We start from the raw sequence: 23,751 nt of genomic DNA on the forward strand, positions 1-23,751 counted from the left end.
ATCAACGATTACTCGTTGTCGGAACCGCCCAGACCTGCGTTCAGCAGTTCTGCCAGGCTCGCGGATGCATCTTCAGCAGTAACCTGCGGTGCTGCTGGCAGTTCGCCCGCAGCGCGACGACGCATACGATCCTGATGGTACGCATAACCGGTACCGGCAGGGATCAGACGACCCACGATGACGTTCTCTTTCAGACCGCGCAGTTCATCACGTTTACCTGCAACAGCGGCTTCGGTCAGGACACGAGTCGTTTCCTGGAACGATGCTGCGGAGATGAAGGACTCGGTTGCCAGAGACGCTTTGGTGATACCCAGCAGATCGCGTGCGAAGGTCGCACCGATTTTGCCGTTCGCTTCCAGATCGCGGTTAGCGATCTTAACGCGTGAGTATTCAACCTGCTCGCCTTCCAGGAAGTCGGAGCTGCCCGCGTTTTCGATGGTTGCTTTACGCAGCATCTGACGAACGATAACTTCGATGTGCTTATCGTTAATCTTAACGCCCTGCAGGCGGTATACGTCCTGTACTTCGTTAACAATGTAACGAGTAACAGCATGCACACCACGCAGACGCAGGATGTCGTGCGGCGCTTCTGGACCGTCGGAAACCACGTCACCACGTTCTACACGTTCGCCTTCGAACACGTTGAGCTGACGCCACTTAGGAATCATCTCTTCGTACGGCTCGCTGCCATCTACTGGTGTGATAACCAGACGGCGCTTACCTTTAGTCTCTTTACCGAAGGAGATGATCCCGCTGATTTCAGCCAGGATTGCAGGCTCTTTCGGACGACGTGCTTCGAACAGGTCCGCAACGCGTGGCAGACCACCGGTGATGTCCTTGGTACCGCCGGATTCCTGAGGAATACGCGCCAGGGTGTCACCAGAGCTGATCTGTACGCCATCTTCCAGCTGTACAATCGCTTTACCCGGCAGGAAGTACTGCGCAGGCATATCGGTACCCGGGATCAGAACGTCGTTACCCTGAGCATCAACGATTTTCAGTGCAGGACGCAGATCTTTACCGCCGGTAGTACGTTCAGCAGAATCCAGAACCACCAGAGAAGACAGACCGGTCAGCTCGTCGGTCTGACGAGTAATGGTCTGGCCGTCGATCATGTCAGTAAAGCGGATGAAACCACTTACTTCGGTGATAACCGGCATGGTGTGTGGATCCCAGTTTGCAACGGTTTCACCGCCGGCAACCTGCTCGCCATCACCTTTCGCCATAACCGCACCGTAAGGCACTTTATAGCTCTCTTTTGTACGACCAAATTCGTCGATCAGCTTCAGCTCGGTGTTACGAGAAGTCACAACCAGCTTGCCTGCGGAGTTAACAACAGACTTCGCGTTGCTGAGCTTGATGCTACCTTTGTTTTTCACCTGAATGCTGGATTCAGCAGCCGCACGAGATGCCGCACCACCGATGTGGAACGTACGCATCGTCAGCTGTGTACCCGGCTCACCGATGGACTGTGCCGCGATAACGCCGATGGCTTCACCTTTGTTGATGATGTGGCCACGCGCCAGGTCACGACCGTAGCAGTGCGCACACACACCAAAGTCGGTGTCACAGGATACAACGGAACGCACTTTCACAGAGTCAACAGAGTTCGCTTCCAGCAGGTCACACCACTGTTCGTGCAGCAGCGTATTGCGTGGAACCAGAATGTCTGCGGTGCCCGGCTTCAGAATGTCTTCCGCGGTCACACGACCCAGTACGCGATCGCGCAGCGGCTCTTTAACATCACCACCCTCGATAACCGGGGTCATGGTGATACCTTCGAGGGTGCCACAATCGTCTTCGGTCACAACCAGATCCTGCGCAACGTCAACCAGACGACGCGTCAGATAACCGGAGTTCGCTGTCTTCAGTGCGGTATCCGCCAGACCTTTACGCGCACCGTGCGTGGAGATGAAGTACTGGAGTACGTTCAGACCTTCACGGAAGTTCGCGGTGATTGGCGTTTCGATGATGGAGCCATCTGGCTTCGCCATCAGACCACGCATACCTGCCAGCTGACGAATCTGTGCTGCAGAACCACGTGCACCGGAGTCGGCCATCATGTAGATGCTGTTGAAGGAAACCTGCTGCTCTTCGACGCCGTCACGGTTAATCACGGTTTCGGTTTGCAGGTTATCCATCATCGCTTTGGATACACGATCATTCGCCGCTGCCCAGATATCGATAACTTTGTTGTAACGTTCGCCCGCGGTTACCAGACCAGACTGGAACTGCTCCTGGATCTCAGCAACTTCAGCTTCCGCTTCAGAGATGATCTCGTGTTTCTTCTCTGGGATGACCATGTCATCGATACCAACAGATGCACCTGAACGCGCTGCATAAGCAAAGCCGGTATACATTGTCTGGTCAGCGAAGATAACGGTCGGCTTCAGACCCAGAATGCGGTAACAGGTGTTCAGCATTTTGGAGATCGCTTTCTTGCCCAGCGCCTGGTTGACGATGGAGAAAGGCAGACCTTTCGGTACGATCATCCACAGAATGGCACGGCCAATGGTCGTGTCTTTCAGGCTGGTCTTCGCAACGAATTCGCCGTTTGCATCTTTTTCGTATTCGGTGATACGCACTTTAACGCGCGCATGCAGAGAGGCCAGGCCAGCGCGATAAATACGCTCAGCTTCTTTCGGGCCAGTCAGCACCATGCCTTCGCCTTTGGCGTTAACACAGTCACGGGTCATGTAGTACAGACCCAATACAACGTCCTGAGAAGGAACGATAATTGGTTCACCGTTCGCTGGAGACAGGATGTTGTTGGTAGACATCATCAGCGCACGCGCTTCAAGCTGGGCTTCCAGCGTCAGCGGTACGTGAACAGCCATCTGGTCACCATCGAAGTCGGCGTTATAGGCCGCACAAACCAGCGGGTGCAGCTGGATAGCTTTACCTTCGATCAGGACTGGCTCAAATGCCTGGATACCCAGACGGTGCAGGGTTGGTGCACGGTTCAGCAGTACCGGGTGTTCGCGGATAACTTCGTCCAGGATATCCCAAACGACAGCTTCTTCACGCTCAACCATTTTCTTAGCGGCTTTAATGGTGGTGGCCAGGCCACGCAGCTCCAGCTTGCCGTAGATGAACGGTTTGAACAGCTCCAGTGCCATTTTCTTCGGCAGACCGCACTGATGCAGACGCAGGTATGGACCTACGGTGATTACAGAACGACCGGAGTAGTCAACACGCTTACCGAGCAGGTTCTGACGGAAACGACCCTGCTTACCTTTGATCATGTCGGCCAAAGATTTCAGAGGACGCTTGTTAGAACCGGTGATCGCACGACCGCGACGACCGTTATCCAGCAGGGCATCTACCGCTTCCTGCAGCATACGTTTTTCGTTGCGTACGATGATGTCCGGCGCAGCCAGATCCAGCAGACGTTTCAGACGGTTGTTACGGTTGATAACGCGACGATACAGATCGTTCAGATCGGACGTTGCGAAACGACCACCATCCAGCGGAACCAGCGGACGCAGATCTGGCGGCAGAACCGGCAGAACGGTCAGGATCATCCACTCTGGTTTGTTACCAGACTGAACGAACGCTTCCAGCAGTTTGATACGCTTGGTCAGCTTTTTACGCTTGGTTTCGGAGTTGGTTTCGTTCAGCTCTTCACGCAGCTGCTCGCACTCCTGCTCCAGATCCATGCTCTTCAGCAGGGCCTGAATAGCTTCCGCACCCATCTTCGCGTCGAATTCGTCACCGAACTCTTCCAGCGCGTCCAGATACTGCTCTTCAGTCAGGATCTGGTGACGTTCCAGGTTCGTCATCCCGCCTTCGATAACTACATAAGATTCGAAGTACAGTACACGTTCGATATCGCGCAGCGGCATATCCAGCAGCAGACCGATACGGGACGGCAGAGATTTCAGGAACCAGATGTGAGCAGTTGGAGACGCCAGCTCGATGTGGCCCATACGCTCACGGCGTACTTTAGTCTGGGTCACTTCAACGCCGCACTTCTCACAGATCACACCGCGGTGTTTCAGGCGCTTGTACTTACCGCACAGGCACTCGTAATCTTTTACTGGCCCGAAAATACGCGCACAGAAAAGGCCGTCACGCTCAGGTTTGAACGTACGGTAGTTGATGGTTTCCGGCTTTTTAACTTCACCGAAAGACCATGAACGGATCATGTCTGGCGAAGCCAGAGCAATTTTGATCGCATCAAACTCTTCGGTTTTAGTCTGCGCTTTCAGAAACTTTAATAAATCTTTCACGGATTTGCTCCCGTCGGAGTTAGCACAATCCGGTGCCGGGGGTTAACCCGGCACCAGTGACCTGTTTGAGCGAGAATTACTCGTCTTCCAGTTCGATGTTGATACCCAGCGAACGAATCTCTTTCAACAGTACGTTGAAGGATTCTGGCATGCCTGGTTCCATCTGATGGTTGCCGTCCACGATGTTTTTATACATCTTGGTACGACCGTTCACGTCATCAGACTTAACGGTGAGCATTTCCTGCAGGGTGTATGCCGCGCCGTATGCTTCCAGCGCCCACACTTCCATCTCCCCGAAGCGCTGACCACCGAACTGTGCCTTACCACCCAGCGGCTGCTGAGTAACCAGGCTGTAAGAACCGGTAGAACGAGCGTGCATCTTGTCGTCGACCAGGTGGTTCAGTTTCAGCATGTACATGTAACCTACGGTTACTGGACGCTCAAACTGTTCACCGGTACGGCCGTCAAACAGCGTAATCTGACCAGACGTTGGCAGACCACCCAGTTGCAGCAGCTCTTTAATTTCAGCTTCTTTTGCACCGTCGAATACCGGCGTTGCAATTGGCATACCTTTGCGCAGGTTCTCTGCCAGACGCAGCACTTCTTCATCGCTGAAGGTGTTCAGGTCGACTTTCTGACGCACGTCGGTACCCAGATCGTAGGCACGCTGGATGAATTCGCGCAGTTTCGCGACTTCCTGCTGCTGTTTCAGCATGGCGTTGATCTTGTCGCCAATACCTTTCGCAGCCATCCCCAGGTGAGTTTCCAGGATCTGACCAATGTTCATACGAGACGGTACGCCCAGTGGGTTCAGTACGATATCTACCGGCGTACCGTTAGCATCGTGCGGCATATCTTCGATCGGGTTGATCTTAGAGATAACACCCTTGTTACCGTGACGACCTGCCATCTTATCACCAGGCTGGATCTGACGTTTAACGGCCAGATACACCTTAACAATCTTCAGCACGCCTGGTGCCAGATCGTCGCCCTGAGTGATTTTGCGGCGTTTCGCTTCGAGTTTTTTCTCGAACTCGTGTTTCAGTTCGTCATACTGCTCAGCCAGCTGTTCCAGCTGATTTTGTTTCTCTTCGTCGGTCAGGCCGAGTTCCAGCCAGCGATCGCGTGGCAGTTTGTCGAGCTTCTCAGCTTCAACGCCACCGGCAACCAGCACCGCATAGATACGGCTGAACAGACCTGCTTCGAGGATCTGCAGTTCTTCAGACAGGTCTTTCTTAGCCTGTTTGAGCTGCATCTCTTCGATTTCCAGCGCACGCTTATCTTTCTCAACGCCATCACGAGTGAAGACCTGAACGTCGATAACCGTACCGGAAACACCGTTTGGTACGCGCAGAGAAGAGTCTTTAACGTCAGACGCTTTCTCACCGAAGATAGCACGCAGCAGTTTCTCTTCTGGGGTCAGCTGGGTTTCACCTTTCGGCGTCACCTTACCTACCAGAATGTCGCCGCCGGTCACTTCCGCACCGATGTAAACAATACCGGATTCATCCAGCTTGGAGAGCGCAGCTTCACCCACGTTAGGGATGTCGGCAGTGATCTCTTCTGGCCCCAGCTTGGTGTCACGGGACACACAGGCCAGTTCCTGAATGTGGATGGTGGTGAAACGATCTTCCTGAACCACACGCTCGGAGACGAGGATGGAGTCTTCGAAGTTGTAACCGTTCCACGGCATGAACGCTACGCGCATGTTCTGACCGAGCGCCAGTTCACCGAGGTCGGTGGACGGACCGTCTGCCAGCACGTCGCCGCGCTCAACTGGCTCACCCAGAGATACGCAAGGCATCTGGTTGATACAGGTGTTCTGGTTAGAACGGGTGTATTTGGTCAGGTTGTAGATGTCGATACCCGCTTCGCCCGGATACATCTCGTCTTCGTTAACTTTGATAACGATACGGGATGCGTCAACGTACTGAACGGTACCGCCACGCTTAGCAACTGCAGTAACACCGGAGTCAACGGCCACAGCACGTTCCATACCGGTACCAACCAGCGGCTTATCAGCACGCAGAGTTGGAACGGCCTGACGTTGCATGTTCGCACCCATCAATGCACGGTTGGCGTCATCGTGTTCCAGGAACGGGATCAGGGACGCACCGACGGATACCACCTGCTGGGTGGATACGTCCATGTAGTCAACCTGGTCGCGGCTGAACAAGCTGGATTCGCCTTTGCTACGGCAGGTAACCAGATCTTCTACAAAGTGGCCTTCGTCATCCAGGTTGGAGTTCGCCTGAGCGATAACGTAGTTGCCTTCTTCGATAGCAGACAGGTAATGAATTTCGTCGGTAACCACACCGTCGGTCACTTTACGATACGGGGTCTCAAGGAAACCGTATTCGTTCGTCTGTGCGTACACGGACAGGGAGTTGATCAGACCGATGTTTGGACCTTCAGGCGTTTCGATTGGACATACGCGACCGTAGTGAGTCGGGTGTACGTCTCGAACTTCAAAGCCTGCACGTTCACGGGTCAGACCGCCTGGGCCGAGTGCAGAGATACGACGTTTGTGCGTGATCTCAGACAGCGGGTTGTTCTGGTCCATGAACTGGGACAGCTGGCTGGAACCAAAGAACTCTTTCACTGCTGCAGAAATCGGCTTGGCGTTGATCATATCCTGAGGCATCAGGGTATCCAGATCGCCCAGAGACAGACGCTCTTTCACCGCACGCTCTACACGTACCAGGCCAACGCGGAACTGGTTTTCCGCCATTTCGCCTACGGAACGGATACGACGGTTGCCGAGGTGGTCGATATCGTCCACTTCGCCTTTACCGTTACGGATATCGATGAGCTTCTTCATCACTTCGATGATGTCGTCTTTGCTCAGGATACCGGAACCTTCGATCTCGTCGCGCAGCAGAGAACGGTTGAACTTCATACGACCTACCGCGGACAGATCGTAGCGGTCTTCGGAGAAGAACAGGTTCTCGAACAGGCTTTCAGCCGCTTCGCGAGTTGGTGGCTCACCAGGGCGCATCATGCGGTAGATTTCTACCAGCGCGCTCAGACGATCGTTGGTTGGGTCGACGCGTACAGTCTCAGAGATGTACGGACCGTGGTCCAGATCGTTGGTGAACAGCGTTTCGATACGTTTGTGGCCAGACTGGCTCAGCTTAGCCAGCAGATCCAGGCTCAGCTCCATGTTCGCCGGGCAGATCAGCTCGCCAGTTGATTCATCAACGTAATCTTTCGCGGCTACTTTTCCTGCAATGTATTCAACCGGAACTTCGATGTGTTTGATATCATCTTTTTCCAGCTGGCGGATGTGGCGCGCGGTGATACGGCGACCTTTTTCCACATACACTTTGCCGTCGGCTTCGATGTCGAACGACGCGGTCTCACCACGCAGACGTTCCGGCACCAGCTCCATCTGCAGCTTGTTGTCGCGGATTTCAAAGATCACTTTCTCAAAGAACAGGTCCAGGATCTGCTCAGTGGTATAGTTCAGTGCACGCAGAATGATGGTTGCAGGCAGTTTACGACGACGGTCGATACGGACAAACAGGTTGTCTTTTGGATCGAACTCGAAGTCCAGCCATGAACCACGGTAAGGAATGATGCGTGCGTTATACAGTACTTTACCGGAAGAGTGTGTTTTACCTTTATCGCTGTCGAAGAAGACGCCCGGGCTACGATGCAGCTGGGAAACGATAACACGCTCAGTACCGTTGATAACGAAAGTACCGTTGTCTGTCATGAGTGGAATCTCACCCATGTAGACTTCTTGTTCTTTAATGTCTTTTACGGTGCCTTCCGGCGCTTCGCGCTCGTAGATCACCAGACGCAGTTTTACGCGCAGCGGTGCGGAATAGGTCACGCCACGGATCTGACATTCCTGAACGTCAAACACCGGTTCGCCAAGGCGGTAGCTGACGTACTGCAGCTCGGAGTTACCGCTGTAGCTCTGAATCGGGAACACGGAACGGAAGGCTGCTTCCAGACCGTACTGCCCTTCAGGATCTTGCTCGATAAACTTCTGGAACGAGTCAAGCTGGATAGAAAGGAGATATGGAATGTCCAGAACTTGTGGACGTTTACCAAAATCCTTACGAATACGTTTTTTCTCGGTATAGGAGTAAACCATAGGGTTCCTCAGCTCGCTGACAAGTCGACCCATCTGTCCGACGAAGGGACAGTTTGTGCAACACCATTTTGTGGACCGGAAAATTGAATACTTTCCGCAATACCTGTTGCTATCACGCTTAAACCATTTCATTGCGATTTACACAGAGCGAGCACCCTGTCGCAGTATATTAAGTCGTCGATAGAAACAAGCATTGTCAGGACAATCAGCAGTCAAACAGTGTGAAATGCTACTGATGCCTTACAGCGCAAAAAGGCTGGTGACTAAAAAGTCACCAGCCATCAGCCTAATTGCTTAGGCTGCAACCAGAAAAGTTGGCTTATTTAACTTCAACTTCAGCGCCAGCTTCTTCCAGAGATTTTTTCAGTGCTTCTGCGTCGTCTTTGCTCACGCCTTCTTTCAGCGCAGCTGGAGCAGATTCTACCAGGTCTTTAGCTTCTTTCAGACCCAGGCCAGTTGCGCCACGTACTGCTTTGATAACAGCAACTTTGTTCGCGCCAGCAGCTTTCAGAATTACGTCGAATTCAGTTTTTTCTTCAGCAGCTTCAGCCGGGCCAGCAGCTACAGCTACAGCAGCAGCAGCAGAAACACCGAATTTTTCTTCCATTGCAGATACCAGCTCTACAACGTCCATTACGGACATAGCTGCAACTGCTTCAATGATTTGATCTTTAGTGATAGACATTTAAATTGTTCCTGAAAATCAGAATAAGTTTATACGTAAGCAAATGCTTTATAAAGATAACTGCGATTAAGCAGCTTCTTTCGCATCGCGTACAGCAGCCAGAGTGCGAACCAGTTTGCCAGCCGCAGCTTCTTTCATGGTTGCCATCAGGCGTGCAATTGCTTCTTCGTAGGTCGGCAGGGTTGCCAGGCGATCGATTTGCGATGCCGGGATCAACTCACCTTCAAAGGCTGCAGCTTTGACCTCAAATTTTGCATTCGCTTTCGCGAACTCTTTGAACAGACGAGCAGCAGCGCCCGGGTGTTCCATAGAGTATGCAATCAGGGTCGGACCAACAAACGTGTCTTTCAGGCACTCGAACTGAGTACCTTCAACTACGCGACGCAGCAGGGTGTTACGAACAACACGCATGTATACGCCAGCTTCACGACCTGCTTTACGCAGTTCAGTCATTTTGTCTACAGTAACGCCACGGGAATCCGCAACTACTGCAGACAGCGCGCCTTTGGCTACTTCGCTGACTTCAGCAACAATCGCTTGTTTGTCTTGAAGATTTAAAGCCATTAGCTTTGCTCCTGGATGTTTGCCGGAACTCATGTTCCGGAACTCACTTCACTCAACCCAACGGGAAGAGCGTCTTAATACGGTGAGCAGAAACAAGCCAGAGTATTAAAAATAATCTTAGCGTTCTGTCACCGTCTACGCAGGGGATTAAGTTTCTTGCGAAACACCTGCGGTCTTCGACGGAGGCCTGGATAGGCCAGGCTCCAACGAACAAATCTTTTAGCCGCTAACTTTCGTTAGCAAACGTGGGGGTAAGATTGTAGACAAAATCACCGCCCACGTAAAGGCATTAGTTTGCAGCAGCGCTCAGGCCAGCCTGGTCAACTGCAACACCTGCACCCATGGTGGTGGAGATGCTAACTTTCTTGATGTACACGCCTTTCGCCTGAGTTGGTTTAGCTTTTTTCAGCGCAACCAGCAGAGCTTCCAGGTTTTCTTTCAGTTTGTCAGCGTCAAAGTCCACTTTACCGATGGTGGTGTGGATGATGCCGTTTTTGTCGTTACGGTAACGAACCTGACCTGCTTTAGCGTTCTTAACCGCTTCAGCAACGTTAGGGGTTACAGTACCCACTTTCGGGTTTGGCATCAGGCCGCGTGGACCCAGAACCTGGCCCAGCTGGCCAACAACGCGCATTGCATCTGGAGAAGCAATAACAACGTCAAAGTTCATTTCGCCTTTCTTGATCTGATCAGCCAGATCTTCCATACCTACCAGTTCAGCGCCGGCAGCTTTAGCAGCTTCAGCGTTTGCACCCTGAGCAAATACAGCTACGCGAACGGAACGGCCAGTACCGTGTGGCAGTACAGTTGCGCCACGAACGTTCTGATCGGATTTACGAGCATCGATGCCCAGGTTAACGGCAACGTCAACGCTTTCAACGAACTTAGCAGTCGCCAGTTCTTTCAGCAGAGCAATAGCTTCGTTGATGTCGTACTGTTTGGTCGCATCAACTTTGTCACGGATCACGGACATGCGCTTGGTCAGTTTAGCCATTTCTTAGTCCTCCACTACCAGGCCCATGGAACGTGCAGTACCTTCGATGGAGCGAGTCATCGCTTCAATGTCGGCACCAGTCATGTCGGCAGCTTTGGTCTGCGCGATTTCCTGCAGCTGAGCGCGGGAAATTTTACCCACTTTGTCTTTGTTCGGTTTACCGGAACCAGACTTGATACCAGCCGCTTTCTTCAGCAGAACTGCTGCTGGAGGGGTTTTGGTAACGAAAGTGAAAGAACGGTCAGCGTAAACAGTGATTACGACTGGGATTGGCAGACCTTTTTCCAGGGATTCAGTTTTTGCGTTGAACGCTTTACAGAATTCCATGATGTTCACACCCTGCTGACCCAGAGCTGGACCAACTGGTGGACTTGGGTTCGCCATACCAGCTGCAACCTGCAGCTTGACGTAGGCTTGTACTTTCTTAGCCATTCTAAAATCCTCTGATTGGGTAATAGCGCCTCAGGGAGGCTCCCCGTGAATAAAATTCGTTTTACGGGCCGGGACCCATAAAAACAAAAGGCGCGAAATTGTATTCCAATCCCGCGCCTTGTGCAACGATTAAATCGTCGCTTTTTTGATCGCTGCTTAGGCTTTTTCTACCTGGGCAAAGTCCAGCTCTACCGGGGTCGCACGACCGAAGATAGAAACAGAAACTTTCAGGCGGGACTTCTCATAGTCCACTTCTTCAACCACGCCATTAAAGTCAGCAAACGGACCGTCATTAACACGAACCATTTCACCCGGTTCAAACAGCGTTTTCGGACGCGGCTTATCACCCACCTGCTGCAGGCGGTTCATAATCGCATCAACTTCTTTGTCGCTGATTGGCGCCGGACGGTCAGACGTGCCGCCGATAAAGCCCATCACACGCGGCACGCTGCGCACCAGGTGCCAGCTCGCGTCGTTCATAACCATCTGAACTAGCACGTAACCCGGGAAGAATTTGCGCTCGCTTTTGCGACGCTGGCCGCCACGGATCTCAACCACTTCTTCGGTCGGAACCATAACTTCGCCAAACAACTCTTCCATGTTGTGTAATTTGATATGCTCACGCAGCGACGTTGCTACGCGGCCTTCAAAACCGGAAAACGCCTGAACGACGTACCAGCGCTTTTTAGGGGCTTCAGACATCTCAGAACCTCAGGCCAGTGATAAAGGATACCAGGCGAACCAGAATACCATCCAGTCCCCACAGGATCAGTGACATTACAGCGGTTACCGCCGCTACGATCAGCGTGGTGTGCAATGTTTCCTGGCGAGTCGGCCAAATGACCTTGCGGACTTCGGTACGCGCTTCGCGGGCAAACGCAACGGTCGCTTTGCCTTTTGTCGTCAACAGCGCGACACCACCCGCCGCAGCAATCAGAATTACCACTGCAAGCGCGCGTAGCGGCAGCATCATGTCACGATAAAGATAGTTGCCGACAATCGCCACAATCAGCAGCACGGCTACAACTACCCATTTCATCGCTTCCAGGCCGCGCCCGCTCCCTTGAGCTTCGGTATTCGCACTCATAAACCAACCTGTCAGAAGTATTCTACAAACATTTTCACCCCGCGAGTGCGAGGCAAACCAATCGAAATGCTATTCGCTTTTCGTATTATACGCTCTCCGCAGAGCCTGTCTCAGCAATGATTATGACAAAATTAATCACTGATGAGCCAGGTTCTGATGTGAAAGCGTGCAAAAAGGGCATCAAATGATGCCCTTTTATTGCGCATTGCGTCAAATGTTATCAGCGATTAGCCGAGAACTTTAGCAACAACGCCCGCGCCAACGGTACGGCCGCCTTCACGGATTGCGAAACGCAGACCGTCGTCCATCGCGATTGGGTGGATCAGAGTCACAACCATCTTGATGTTGTCGCCTGGCATTACCATCTCTACGCCTTCTGGCAGTTCGATGGTACCGGTCACGTCAGTTGTACGGAAGTAGAACTGTGGACGGTAGCCTTTGAAGAACGGAGTATGACGGCCGCCTTCGTCTTTGGACAGGATGTACACTTCAGATTCGAACTTGGTGTGTGGCTTGATTGAGCCTGGCTTCGCCAGAACCTGACCACGTTCGATTTCTTCACGTTTGATACCACGCAGCAGAACACCAACGTTCTCACCAGCACGGCCTTCGTCCAGCAGTTTGCGGAACATTTCAACGCCAGTACAGGTAGACTTCGCAGTCTCTTTGATACCAACGATTTCAACTTCTTCACCAACTTTGATGATACCGCGCTCTACACGACCGGTAACAACGGTACCACGACCGGAGATGGAGAATACGTCTTCAATTGGCAGCAGGAATGGCTTGTCAATCGCACGCTCTGGTTCTGGGATGTAAGAATCCAGGAAGCCAGCCAGTTCGATGATTTTCGCTTCCCACTCAGCGTCGCCTTCCAGCGCTTTCAGCGCGGAACCACGAACGATTGGAGTGTCGTCGCCCGGGAAATCGTACTGAGACAGCAGTTCACGAACTTCCATCTCTACCAGTTCCAGCAGCTCTTCGTCATCAACCATGTCGCATTTGTTCAGGAACACGATGATGAAAGGAACGCCTACCTGACGACCCAGCAGGATGTGCTCACGAGTCTGAGGCATTGGGCCGTCAGTCGCAGCAACAACCAGGATCGCGCCGTCCATCTGCGCAGCACCGGTGATCATGTTTTTAACATAGTCGGCGTGGCCTGGGCAGTCTACGTGTGCGTAGTGGCGAGTCGGGGTGTCGTACTCAACGTGAGAGGTGTTGATGGTGATACCACGAGCTTTTTCTTCTGGTGCGTTATCGATCTGGTCGAATGCACGAGCAGAACCACCGTAGGTTTTAGCCAGAACGGTAGTGATTGCAGCGGTCAGCGTTGTTTTACCATGGTCAACGTGGCCGATAGTACCGACGTTAACGTGCGGTTTTGTACGTTCAAACTTTTCTTTAGACATCGATTGTCCCTCTAAGACACGGATAAATCGGTGATATCACCACATCAACCAGGCGAAATGCCTGAATTGTTGAATACAGTAAAATTGAAACAGAGAGAAACGGGAAGGAGAAGTGAAGTGGTGCTGATACCCAGAGTCGAACTGGGGACCTCACCCTTACCAAGGGTGCGCTCTACCAACTGAGCCATATCAGCACGTATTGGAGCGGGCAGCGGGAATCGAACCCGCATCATCAGCTTGGAAGGCTGAGGTAATAGCCATTATACGATGCCCGCATCCTGAAACTCGGCTACCCAGTTCTTTCTGTAACAAAAAAAGAGATTTCTCTCTTTTTCAGTTTGAGCTGGCTAATTTTTCCAACCAGCTCCGGCGGCATTTACGCTGCCAGAAAGTGGTGGTGGGGGAAGGATTCGAACCTTCGAAGTCTGTGACGGCAGATTTACAGTCTGCTCCCTTTGGCCGCTCGGGAACCCCACCGGACTTGATGGTGCCGACTACCGGAATCGAACTGGTGACCTACTGATTACAAGTCAGTTGCTCTACCTACTGAGCTAAGTCGGCATCAAGTAGCGCGCATTCTATGGATACCTGCGCGGTCATGCAACTAAAAATTTGCATAAAACGTTCTTTCGCTCACATTTTATGCGAACGCAGCGCTAAGCGATGTAAAAGTAGCCATTCCGGGTCAAATAATCAACATACAGGCATGATTTACATCGCATACACCGTAGCGTGACGGCTTCCGCGTAACGCAGCGCTTTCCATCTTTTTTCTTATTATTCCCGCCATCTGGTGTTAACCTCCTGCCCATTGTCCAAAATTAACTGTGTGATGAGCCACGTCCCGGCAGCATAGCGCTGGCTCACTGAAGCATGCTTATGAGCAAAAAAGAGCAAACGTTAATGACGCCTTATCTTCACTTTAACCGCAGCCAGTGGGCTGCCCTGCGTGATTCCGTCCCTATGACGCTGACGGAAGGTGAAATCGCACGGTTAAAAGGGATAAACGAAGATCTGTCCCTGGAAGAGGTGGCAGAAATTTATCTCCCCCTCTCTCGCTTGCTTAACTTCTATATCAGCTCCAACCTGCGCCGTCAGGCGGTGCTGGAGCAGTTCCTCGGAACCAATGGTCAGCGCATTCCTTATATCATTAGTATTGCGGGCAGCGTGGCCGTGGGTAAAAGCACTACCGCACGCGTGCTGCAGGCGCTGCTGAGCCGCTGGCCGGAACACCGCAGCGTTGAGTTGATCACCACCGACGGCTTCCTGCATCCAAATGAAGTATTAAAAGAACGCGGGTTGATGAAGAAGAAGGGCTTCCCGCTCTCTTATGATATGCACCGTCTGGTAAAATTTGTCTCTGACCTGAAATCTGGCGTGCCGCACGTCACGGCGCCGGTCTATTCACACCTGATTTACGACCGCATCCCGGATGGGGATAAAACGGTAGTCCAGCCGGATATCCTGATCCTTGAAGGTTTGAACGTGCTGCAAAGCGGCATGGACTATCCTCATGACCCGCATCATGTGTTCGTTTCGGATTTCGTCGATTTCTCTATTTATGTTGATGCGCCGGAAGATCTGCTGCAGAACTGGTATATCAACCGCTTCCTGAAGTTCCGCGAAGGGGCATTCACCGACCCGGACTCCTATTTCCACCACTACGCCCAGCTTTCTGAAGAAGAGGCCATTAATGTGGCCAGGGGGCTGTGGAATGAGATCAACTACGTGAACCTCAAAGAGAACATCCTCCCGACGCGCGAGCGTGCGAGCCTGATCCTCACCAAGAGCGAGAAGCACGCCGTCGACCAGATTCGCCTGCGAAAATAGTCAGGCAGACATAAAAAAACCGGCTTAGCGCCGGTTTTTTTCGTTATGCGTGCGGCTTCTCGCCATTTTCATCCTGATCGACCGCAAAGCAGGCGACCAGCTGACCGCCATAATCCTTCAGCTGCGGCTGAAGCTGGGTGCACGGGCCAAAGCGGCGGCTGCAGCGCGCGTTGAAGGCACACCCCGGCGGCGGATTCAGCGGACTTGGCAGTTCACCCGTCAGCTTAATGCGCTCGCGACGATCGTCCGGGTTCAGACGCGGCGTCGCAGACAGCAGCGCCTGGGTGTACGGATGACGAGGATTACTAAAGATCTGCTCTTTGGTCCCCTTCTCCACGCAGCGCCCCAGATACATCACCATCACTTCATCGGCAATATGCTCCACCACCGACAGGTCGTGAGAGATGAACACATAAGACAGCCCCAGATCCTGCTGGAGATCCATCATCAGGTTCAGCACCTGCGCGCGCACGGACACGTCGAGCGCCGACACCGGCTCATCGGCAATCACCACATCCGGATCGAGCATCAGCCCGCGGGCGATGGCGATACGCTGACGCTGGCCGCCGGAGAACATATGCGGGTAGCGGTCGTAATGCTCGGTTTTGAGGCCGACCTTCGCCATCATCGCCAGCGCTTTTTCACGGCGCTGCTCTTTGCTCAGATTACTGTTAATCAGCAGGGGCTCTTCCAGGATCTGTCCCACTTTTTTACGCGGGTTCAAAGAACCGTACGGGTTCTGGAACACAATCTGGATTTTCTGGCGGCGCAGCTTCTGCGCCTGCGGGTCATGCTTGAGCAGATCCTGGCCCTGATAATAAAGCTCACCGCCGGTCGGGACTTCAATCATCGTCAGCAGACGGCCCAGCGTCGATTTCCCGCAGCCTGACTCCCCCACCACCGCCAGCGTTTTACCGCGTTCGAGGTTAAAGGAGACGCCGTCCAGCGCTTTCACCAGGCGCTCAGGGGCAAAAATCCCCTTTTTCACCGGGTAGTGTTTTTTCAGGTCGATGGCCTGCAACAGCGGTTGTTGCGTGGTGGCCTGTTGCGTACTCATAGTGTTGGCCTCCCGGCATCATCGAGTGGGTAGTGGCATTTTGACTGTCGACCGTCGGCCAGCAGATTCAGCTCTGGCTCCTCAACGCGGCATTTGTCCGTCGCATACGGGCAGCGCGGATTAAGCAGACAGCCCTGCGGACGGTCGTATTTGCCCGGAACCACGCCCGGCAGCGACGCCAGACGCGCTTTGTCCTGAGCAAACTCCGGCAGCGCGCGCAGCAGTGCCTGCGTATACGGATGACGCGGCGCGCGGAAGATATCGTGCGAATTCCCGGTCTCGACCACCTGGCCCGCGTACATCACGATGATCTTGTGTGCCGCTTCGGCCACCAGCGCCAGATCGTGCGTAATCAGCACCAGCGCCATGTTCTCTTTCTGCTGCAACTCCAGCAGCAGCTCGATGATTTGCGCCTGGATGGTCACATCCAGCGCCGTTGTCGGTTCATCCGCAATCAGCAGCTTTGGTCGACAGGCAATCGCCATGGCGATCATCACGCGCTGGCTCATCCCACCGGAAAGCTGGTGCGGGTATACGTCCAGCCGCGATGCCGGGTCAGGAATACCCACCTGGTTCAGCAGGTCGATCGCGCGCTGGCGACGGGTTTTCTTGTTACCACCCTGGTGCACCTTAATCGCTTCCATAATCTGGAAGCCGACCGTGTAGCACGGGTTCAGGCTGGTCATCGGGTCCTGGAAGATCATCGCCACTTCGGCGCCCACCAGCTGGCGGCGCTGTTTCTCAGAAATGCGCTTCAGGTCCTGACCGTTGAACTGCAGGTTTTCCGCCATTACGCGGCCCGGGTAATCAATCAGCCCCATGATTGCCAGTGAACTCACCGACTTACCGGAACCGGACTCCCCGACGATACCAACCACTTCGCCCTGATTGACGCTGTAGCTGATGCGGTCCACGGCGCGAAACGGGGTGCCTTCGTCGCCGAAGTGCACCGATAATTTATCTACATTTAATAACGCCATCTCGTGCCTCTTACTGCTTCAGTTTGGGATCAAGCGCATCACGCAGGCCATCACCCATCAGGTTAAATGCCAGCACCGTCAGCAGGATTGCCAGACCCGGGAAGGTGACAACCCACCAGGCGCTTTGTGCGAACTGCAACACGTCGGAGAGCATGGTGCCCCACTCCGGTGTTGGCGGCTGCGCACCCATGCCCAGGAAGCCAAGAGCGGCCATATCAAGAATGGCGTTAGAGAAACCGAGCGACGCCTGAACGATCAGCGGCGCAAGGCAGTTAGGGAAGATATTAACGAACATCTGGCGCATCGCACCGGCACCCGCCACGCGAGAGGCGGTGACGTAGTCGCGGTTCACTTCCACCAGCACCGCCGCGCGTGTTAATCGCACGTAGTGAGGAAGCGCCACGAAGGTCAGCGCCAGGGCGGCGTTACCGATCGACGGGCCGAAGATCGCCACCAGCACCAGAGCCAGCAGCAGGCTTGGCAGTGCCAGCATGATGTCGACGATACGCATAATGATGTTATCAACGATGCCGCCGAAGTAACCGGCAACCAGGCCGAGGATGATCCCCATAATCAGGGAGAGCACCACCACCAGACAGCCAACCAGCAGCGACAAACGCGCGCCGTACATCAGACGCGACAGCACATCGCGGCCCACATCATCGGTACCCAGCAGGTGCGCCAGACTACCGCCGTCCTGCCAGGCAGGAGGTGCCAGCAGCGCATCGCGGAACTGATCCGCCGGGTTATATGGCGCCAGAAAGTTCGCAAACACCGCAATCAGGATCATGATAGCGACATACACCAGCCCGACTACCGCGCCTTTATTGCGCTTGAAGTAGTGCCAGAACTCCTGCAGCGGCGTCATTGGAACCGGTGCAGCAACAGCTTTGTTTTCAGAAACCTGTGACATGATGGCCCCTTACTTCTTATGACGAATACGCGGGTTCACCACGCCGTACAGCAAATCGACCAGCAGGTTGACGAGGATAATCATCGTCGCGACCAGCAGCACCCCACCCTGCACCACCGGATAGTCACGGCGTTGCAGCGCATCAATCAGCCAGCGTCCGAGGCCCGGCCAGGAGAAGATGGTTTCCGTCAGGATCGCCCCCGCCAGCAGCGTACCCACCTGGAGGCCGATAACGGTCACCACCGGCAGCATGGCGTTACGCAGCGCGTGGACGATGATGACGCGCATGCGGGTTAAACCTTTGGCGCGCGCGGTACGGATGTAATCTTCACCCAGCACTTCCAGCATGGAGGAACGGGTCATACGCACGATCACCGCCAGAGGAATGGTGCCCAGCACCATGGCAGGCAGGATCATGTGCGCAACGGCATCAATGAAGTTGCCCTCCTCGCCCCAGATGGCCGTGTCGATCAGCATAAAGCCGGTTAACGGATTGGTATCATCAAGGAAGACCATATCGCTGACGCGTCCGGAGACCGGCGTCAGGTTCAATTGCACCGAGACCAGCATGATCAGCATCATGCCCCACCAGAAGATAGGCATGGAGTAACCGGTCAGCGCCAGACCCACGGCGGTATGGTCGAAAATAGAGCCACGCTTAACGGCAGCCAGTACCCCAACAGGAATACCCACCGCAGTGGCGAAAATCATGGCGCAGATGCCAAGCTCCAGCGTCGCTTTAAAACGCGGCACGAACTCGTCCCACACCGGAAGACGGCTTTTTAACGAAATCCCTAAGTCACCGTGCATCACGCCCCAGATATAGTGGAGGTACTGCTGCCACATCGGCTTATCGAGGCCGAGTTCAGCCAGCAGCTGCGCATGACGTTCAGGGGAGATACCACGCTCGCCCGCCATAATCATTACCGGGTCGCCGGGGATCATATGGACGAAGGCAAAAGTGAGAAGGGTGATACCGATAAACGTCGGGATAACAAGTCCCAGACGTCGGAGGATGAACTGCAACATAACCCGGATTCTCTCTGATGACGCACGGCCAGTGGCGTGACGTCTGTATTGCTCACAAATCTTATTCCCTCCCCTTTCGGAGAGGCAATAAAGCACTGCTGCCGGGTGGCGCTACGCTTACCCGGCCTACATACCGTAGGCCAGTGCAAGCGCAGCGCCGCCTGGCGTTGCTTTTAATTATTCAACCGATACGTTTTCGAAGTGGTGTTTGCCCAGTGGATCAACCACGTAGCCCTTCACTTCTTTACGCACTGGCTCATACACGGTGGAGTGAGCAACAATCAGCGCCGGAGCCTGATCGTGCATAACAACCTGAGCCTGCTTGTAGAGTTCAATACGTTTGTTGTGATCGTCGGTCGCACGCGCCGGCTGGATCAGGTCTTCAAACGGCTTGTAGCACCAGCGAGAGTAGTTAGAGCCGTCTTTCGCTGCCGCACAGCTGAACAGGGTGGCGAAGAAGTTGTCCGGATCCCCGTTGTCACCGGTCCAGCCCATCATTACCGCCTGGTGCTCACCCGCTTTGGCGCGCTTCAGATATTCGCCCCACTCGTAGGTCACGATCTTGGCCTGAACGCCAATCTTAGCCCAGTCAGCCTGAACCATTTCTGCCATACGGCGTGCGTTCGGGTTGTACGGACGCTGTACCGGCATCGCCCACAGCTCGACGGTAAAGCCTTTATCCTGGCCCGCTTCTTTCAGCAGCGCTTTCGCTTTCTCAGGATCGTAACTGTAGTCCTTAACGTCGTCGTTATAGCCCCACATGGTTGGTGGGATCAGGTTCTTGGCAGCAACGCCCGCGCCCTGGTAAACGGCCTTGATGATCGCTTCTTTGTTCACCGCGTAGGTCAGCGCCTGACGTACTTTCACGTCATCAAACGGTTTCTTCTCGGTATTGAAGGAGAGATAGCCCACGTTCAGGCCCGCCTGCTCCATCAGGTTGATGTTTTTGTCCTGCTTCATGCGCGCGATATCTGCCGGGTTCGGGTACGGCATCACCTGGCATTCATTTTTCTGCAGTTTAGCGTAACGCACGGATGCATCAGGCGTGATGGAGAAGACCAGACGGTCGATCTGCGGCTTGGTGCCCCAGTAGCCCGGGAAGGCTTTATACAGAATACGGGAGTCTTTCTGGTACTGCAGCAGCTGGAACGGGCCGGTACCGATTGGGTTCAGGTCCACTTTTTCCGGCGTGCCGGCTTTCAGCATGTTGTCCGCATACTCTTTAGAGAGAATAGAGGCGAAGTCCATGGCCAGGTCAGCCAGGAATGGCGCTTCCGGACGGGTCAGCACGAACTGAACGGTTTTATCATCTACTTTTTTCACTTCGGCGATCAGGTCCGGCAGCCCCATCCCTTCGAAGTATTCGTAGCTGCCGCCAGACACTTTGTGGTACGGGTTCTGGGCGTTTTTCTGACGGTCGAAGGAGAACACAACGTCGTCGGCGTTAAAGTCGCGCGTTGGTTTGAATTCTTTGCTGTCCTGCCACTTCACGCCCTGGCGCAGGTGGAAGGTATAGGTTTTGCCGTCTTCGCTGATGTCCCACTTCTCGGCCAGACCCGGAATCACTTCCGTGGTGCCGGTTTTGAATTCAACCAGACGGTTATAGATCGGTACAGAGCTTGCGTCGTAAGTCGTACCAGAGGTAAAGAGCTGTGGGTTAAAGCCTTCCGGCGAGCCTTCAGAACAGTAAACCAGGGTTTTTGCCTGTACGCTTGCTGCCACGGTCATAGCCACCAGGCTCAGACCAAGCTTCAGCATCCCTGACTTCTTCAAGGAAATACTCATTATTCTGCTCCAATGTGATGTTTTGCTTTGTTGTGTTACGCCGCCAGACCTTTATTTATTTTTTACCCGGTCTGGTCGGAGGTGCCCGAAGGCGTTAAAGGGATGGAGAATCCTTTCAGAAGAGCGTTTGAGTTGCAGCGCAGATCGTCCCTGAAATGCCCCTCATGCCCTACAATCTGTCAACAGAATGTGAAAACGTCAATACAGGTGACGGGGATTTGCGCCGAGTGTGAGAAACCGCAAACAAAGATTAAAAAAACCCTGAACGCCAGTTTTCAGCAGGGAAATTTATGCTACTCGCCAACTTGCAGCACAAATATCTTCATATTTCGCAACAATCAGTGATTAACTTTTATTCAGAATGGGTAAATTTTCTTGCAGAATGGTGATTATCTGAGCACTAAATACCGCGAACGTTAAAACGCACAGCGAAAAATGCTGAGGTTATCCATAAGCAACGCGAAAAAAGATCAATCTATATATAAAAAAATACAATGGATTATGTCACAAAATCGTTAACAGGCAGGAAGAAGCGGGGATAAGGGGCATTTTACTGAATCAGGATGAGTAAGCCGTTAATGCAAAAAGGGCTAACCTTGCGGTTAGCCCTTTTCAGAATGTGGTCGGCGAGAGAGGATTCGAACCTCCGACCCACTGGTCCCAAACCAGTTGCGCTACCAAGCTGCGCTACTCGCCGAATGCGGAGCGCATCTTACTGCTGAGGTGCGCCCCCGTCAATCCCTTATTTTCAAAAAGCCATTCAACTGGCGATATTCTCGCCAGAGCAGCTACTGCGCGGCTTTTGCGGTGTTATCAGGGAGTTTACACCAGTTGTTGTTTTCGTTAATCCCACCGTTCGGTGAGGTATAGCCGAGGCAACCCATAATGGTGTCATACAGCTCAACGTGACGGCGCGGCACCTTCATTTCCGCCTCTTTCTTAAGCTGAGCAAACATCTTCGCTTTCTCCGGATTTTCAAGATACTTATCCGACATCCACATGATCATCGGCACGCGGAACTGCTCCGGCGGTGCCAGCTTGCGCGGCGTACCGTGCAGGTGCTCTTTCTCATTAATGGACTCACCGTGGTCTGCGGCGTAGATAACAATCGCTTTTTTATCACGCAGCTGGTCGATCACCCGGCTCAGGAAGGTATCCACATACAGTACCGAGTTATCGTAGGCGTTGATCAGCTCCTGCTTGCTGCAGTCTTTATTAATGCCTACGCACTCAGGCTGCCATTTCGCGAAATCGCGCGTGTAACGCTGGTAATAACTGTAATGCGACCCTTTGGTATGCAGAATGACGAGATGTTTGCCCTGCGGGTGATTCTTCAGAGACTGGGACATCTCCTCAAGCAGCAGCATGTCGTCCACGTTTTTCCCGCGGTTGCGAGGCTCGGCACCAATCTGCTCACGATACGCGATGTTATCTGCCAGCGTGTTGGTGTAGAACCACATCTCACTTTGCATGGCGAACAGATCGGAGCTAAATCCAAGCTGCTTCAGCACGGCAAAGACGTTTTGTTCTTTCAGCGTACGTTGCGGGTTATCGCTCGCCCCGCCTTCACGCACAAACATACAGCGCAACGAGAGCTTCGTGGCGGTATCGCAGGAATAGCCGCGGTAAGCCACCAGATTCTTCTCCTGCGCCAGTTTCGGTGTGGTATCGCGGTCATAACCGAGGATACCCATATGATCCCAGCGCGTCGTTTCACCGATGACAAAGACTACGTAAGTATCATCCAGCCCGTCAGCCGGCGCCTGGTAGGTGAACTTTTTGGTCGGGTTAATCAGCGATTTTACATCGCTGGATTCGTCCGCCTGCGCCCAGGCGTAAAGACCTAACGCGGACAGCCAGTTGGACGGCAGATACGAGTTAGCCACCACGCCGCCATAGCTCGGCATATCCACGCCCGTCGCTTTTTCGATCCGTTTTTGCTGTTTTTCCATCAGGCGAATCGGCGCCCACACCAGCAGGCCCGCCAGCAGAACGACGGCGACGTTGCGGATGCGCTGTCCCCGGGTACGCAGCTGGCGTAACAGGGTATAACGGCAGGTATTACTCCAGATAAAGAAGAGCGGGATCAGGCAGGTCAAAATCGTCCATATGATGAACCCTTGACCCACCACCTCTTTCGAGAGGTCGATGTCCGTGGTCATCACCGAGGCGACAATACCGTAGCCAATGACCACGTTCATGAATGTCATGTAATAGCTTGCGGCGGCAGAGATAATCACCACCAGCGAGGCCAGAATTTGCCATGTACGTCGGCCAAAAAGCGAGAGCAGGCGTAACAGGAAGAAGGTTGCCAGGATAGAGCCAAACACTTCAATGACGGCAAAAATTCCATTTCTTACGCTGAGGTGTTCGAAATAACCTTCCACACGTCTGAACAGTACCGCGCCATTCAGAAACAAACCGATATAGACAGCCAGCATCAGACACAATCTTTGCTGGGTAAGAGACCTAATATATTTCATGCAAACAACCCTGGGGGAAGGGGTATAAAGACCCGCCGAATCTCAGTGAGAAAGCTGACAGAGTAAGTAGATGCGAGCGAAACCGTTATCAGAAACGTCTACAAGCGCGATAAGTAGACCACAGCGGGAAAGAAAAGTGGCAGCAGAGAGTGTGATCGAGGAAA

General features: G+C 53.4%; 16 protein-coding genes and 5 tRNA genes. 1 reads left to right on the forward strand and 20 read right to left on the reverse strand.

Annotation, left to right across the window (positions count from 1 at the left end):
• Positions 1-8: 8 nt before the first annotated feature.
• The 13 genes from rpoC to IM294_RS13720 form a co-directional block, all read right to left on the reverse strand.
• Positions 9-4,232 (reverse strand): DNA-directed RNA polymerase subunit beta', encoded by a 4,224-nt coding sequence (rpoC, locus tag IM294_RS13660; protein WP_028015097.1) that lies wholly within the window; start codon positions 4,230-4,232, stop codon positions 9-11.
• A 76-nt stretch (positions 4,233-4,308) separates the two neighbouring features.
• Complete coding sequence (gene rpoB / locus IM294_RS13665; RefSeq protein WP_015569976.1) at positions 4,309-8,337, reverse strand: DNA-directed RNA polymerase subunit beta; 4,029 nt, start codon at positions 8,335-8,337, stop codon at positions 4,309-4,311.
• 319 nt (positions 8,338-8,656) lie between these two features.
• The gene (gene rplL / locus IM294_RS13670) at positions 8,657-9,022 is read right to left on the reverse strand and encodes a 50S ribosomal protein L7/L12 (RefSeq protein WP_002445276.1); all 366 of its coding nucleotides are present in this window, start codon (positions 9,020-9,022) and stop codon (positions 8,657-8,659) included.
• Between the two features lie 66 nt (positions 9,023-9,088).
• Entirely contained in the window at positions 9,089-9,586 is a 498-nt protein-coding gene (gene rplJ, locus IM294_RS13675) for a 50S ribosomal protein L10 (protein ID WP_003862338.1), read from the reverse strand.
• Between the two features lie 289 nt (positions 9,587-9,875).
• The gene (gene rplA / locus IM294_RS13680) at positions 9,876-10,580 is read right to left on the reverse strand and encodes a 50S ribosomal protein L1 (RefSeq protein WP_006810530.1); all 705 of its coding nucleotides are present in this window, start codon (positions 10,578-10,580) and stop codon (positions 9,876-9,878) included.
• Positions 10,581-10,583: 3 nt separating this feature from the next.
• A complete protein-coding gene (gene rplK, locus IM294_RS13685) occupies positions 10,584-11,012 on the reverse strand; it encodes a 50S ribosomal protein L11 (protein WP_008503452.1) in 429 nt (142 codons plus the stop codon).
• Positions 11,013-11,168: 156 nt separating this feature from the next.
• Entirely contained in the window at positions 11,169-11,714 is a 546-nt protein-coding gene (nusG, locus tag IM294_RS13690) for a transcription termination/antitermination protein NusG (RefSeq protein WP_003862341.1), read from the reverse strand.
• Position 11,715: 1 nt separating this feature from the next.
• Positions 11,716-12,099: a preprotein translocase subunit SecE gene (secE, locus tag IM294_RS13695; protein WP_003862342.1), complete on the reverse strand. Its 384-nt coding sequence runs from the start codon at positions 12,097-12,099 to the stop codon at positions 11,716-11,718.
• 227 nt (positions 12,100-12,326) lie between these two features.
• Positions 12,327-13,511, reverse strand: coding sequence for an elongation factor Tu (gene tuf, locus IM294_RS13700; protein WP_023309456.1), 1,185 nt, complete (start codon positions 13,509-13,511; stop codon positions 12,327-12,329).
• A gap of 118 nt (positions 13,512-13,629) precedes the next feature.
• Positions 13,630-13,705 (reverse strand) — tRNA-Thr (locus IM294_RS13705).
• Positions 13,706-13,711: 6 nt separating this feature from the next.
• Positions 13,712-13,786, reverse strand: a tRNA-Gly gene (locus IM294_RS13710).
• Positions 13,787-13,903: 117 nt separating this feature from the next.
• Positions 13,904-13,988, reverse strand: a tRNA-Tyr gene (locus IM294_RS13715).
• An 8-nt stretch (positions 13,989-13,996) separates the two neighbouring features.
• A tRNA-Thr gene (locus IM294_RS13720) sits at positions 13,997-14,072 on the reverse strand.
• A 317-nt stretch (positions 14,073-14,389) separates the two neighbouring features.
• Between IM294_RS13720 and coaA the strand changes: the two genes are divergently transcribed.
• Positions 14,390-15,340, forward strand: a complete 951-nt coding sequence (coaA, locus tag IM294_RS13725; RefSeq protein ID WP_032644951.1) for a type I pantothenate kinase — start codon at positions 14,390-14,392, stop codon at positions 15,338-15,340.
• A gap of 43 nt (positions 15,341-15,383) precedes the next feature.
• On the opposite strand, the gene dppF is transcribed toward coaA, so the two are convergent.
• The 7 genes from dppF to eptB form a co-directional block, all read right to left on the reverse strand.
• Entirely contained in the window at positions 15,384-16,397 is a 1,014-nt protein-coding gene (dppF, locus tag IM294_RS13730; RefSeq protein WP_045260007.1) for a dipeptide ABC transporter ATP-binding subunit DppF, read from the reverse strand.
• Positions 16,394-17,377 (reverse strand): dipeptide ABC transporter ATP-binding protein, encoded by a 984-nt coding sequence (dppD, locus tag IM294_RS13735; protein WP_041911597.1) that lies wholly within the window; start codon positions 17,375-17,377, stop codon positions 16,394-16,396. The genes dppF and dppD overlap by 4 nt, the downstream gene beginning before the upstream one ends.
• 10 nt (positions 17,378-17,387) lie before the next feature.
• Positions 17,388-18,290 carry a dipeptide ABC transporter permease DppC gene (gene dppC / locus IM294_RS13740; RefSeq protein ID WP_028015093.1) on the reverse strand — a complete coding sequence of 301 codons (903 nt, stop codon included), beginning with the start codon at positions 18,288-18,290 and terminating at the stop codon, positions 17,388-17,390.
• Positions 18,291-18,299: 9 nt separating this feature from the next.
• Positions 18,300-19,319, reverse strand: a complete 1,020-nt coding sequence (gene dppB, locus IM294_RS13745; RefSeq protein WP_028015092.1) for a dipeptide ABC transporter permease DppB — start codon at positions 19,317-19,319, stop codon at positions 18,300-18,302.
• 177 nt (positions 19,320-19,496) lie between these two features.
• Positions 19,497-21,104: a dipeptide ABC transporter periplasmic-binding protein DppA gene (gene dppA / locus IM294_RS13750; RefSeq protein ID WP_028015091.1), complete on the reverse strand. Its 1,608-nt coding sequence runs from the start codon at positions 21,102-21,104 to the stop codon at positions 19,497-19,499.
• Between the two features lie 620 nt (positions 21,105-21,724).
• Positions 21,725-21,801 (reverse strand) — tRNA-Pro (locus IM294_RS13755).
• A 91-nt stretch (positions 21,802-21,892) separates the two neighbouring features.
• On the reverse strand, positions 21,893-23,587 hold the full coding sequence (gene eptB / locus IM294_RS13760) for a kdo(2)-lipid A phosphoethanolamine 7''-transferase (protein WP_028015090.1): 1,695 nt from the start codon (positions 23,585-23,587) through the stop codon (positions 21,893-21,895).
• Positions 23,588-23,751 lie beyond the last annotated feature (164 nt).

Origin of the sequence: Enterobacter cloacae complex sp. P43RS (assembly GCF_014930585.1) — a bacterium.
In the GTDB taxonomy this organism is placed as follows: Bacteria; Pseudomonadota; Gammaproteobacteria; order Enterobacterales; family Enterobacteriaceae; genus Enterobacter; species Enterobacter bugandensis.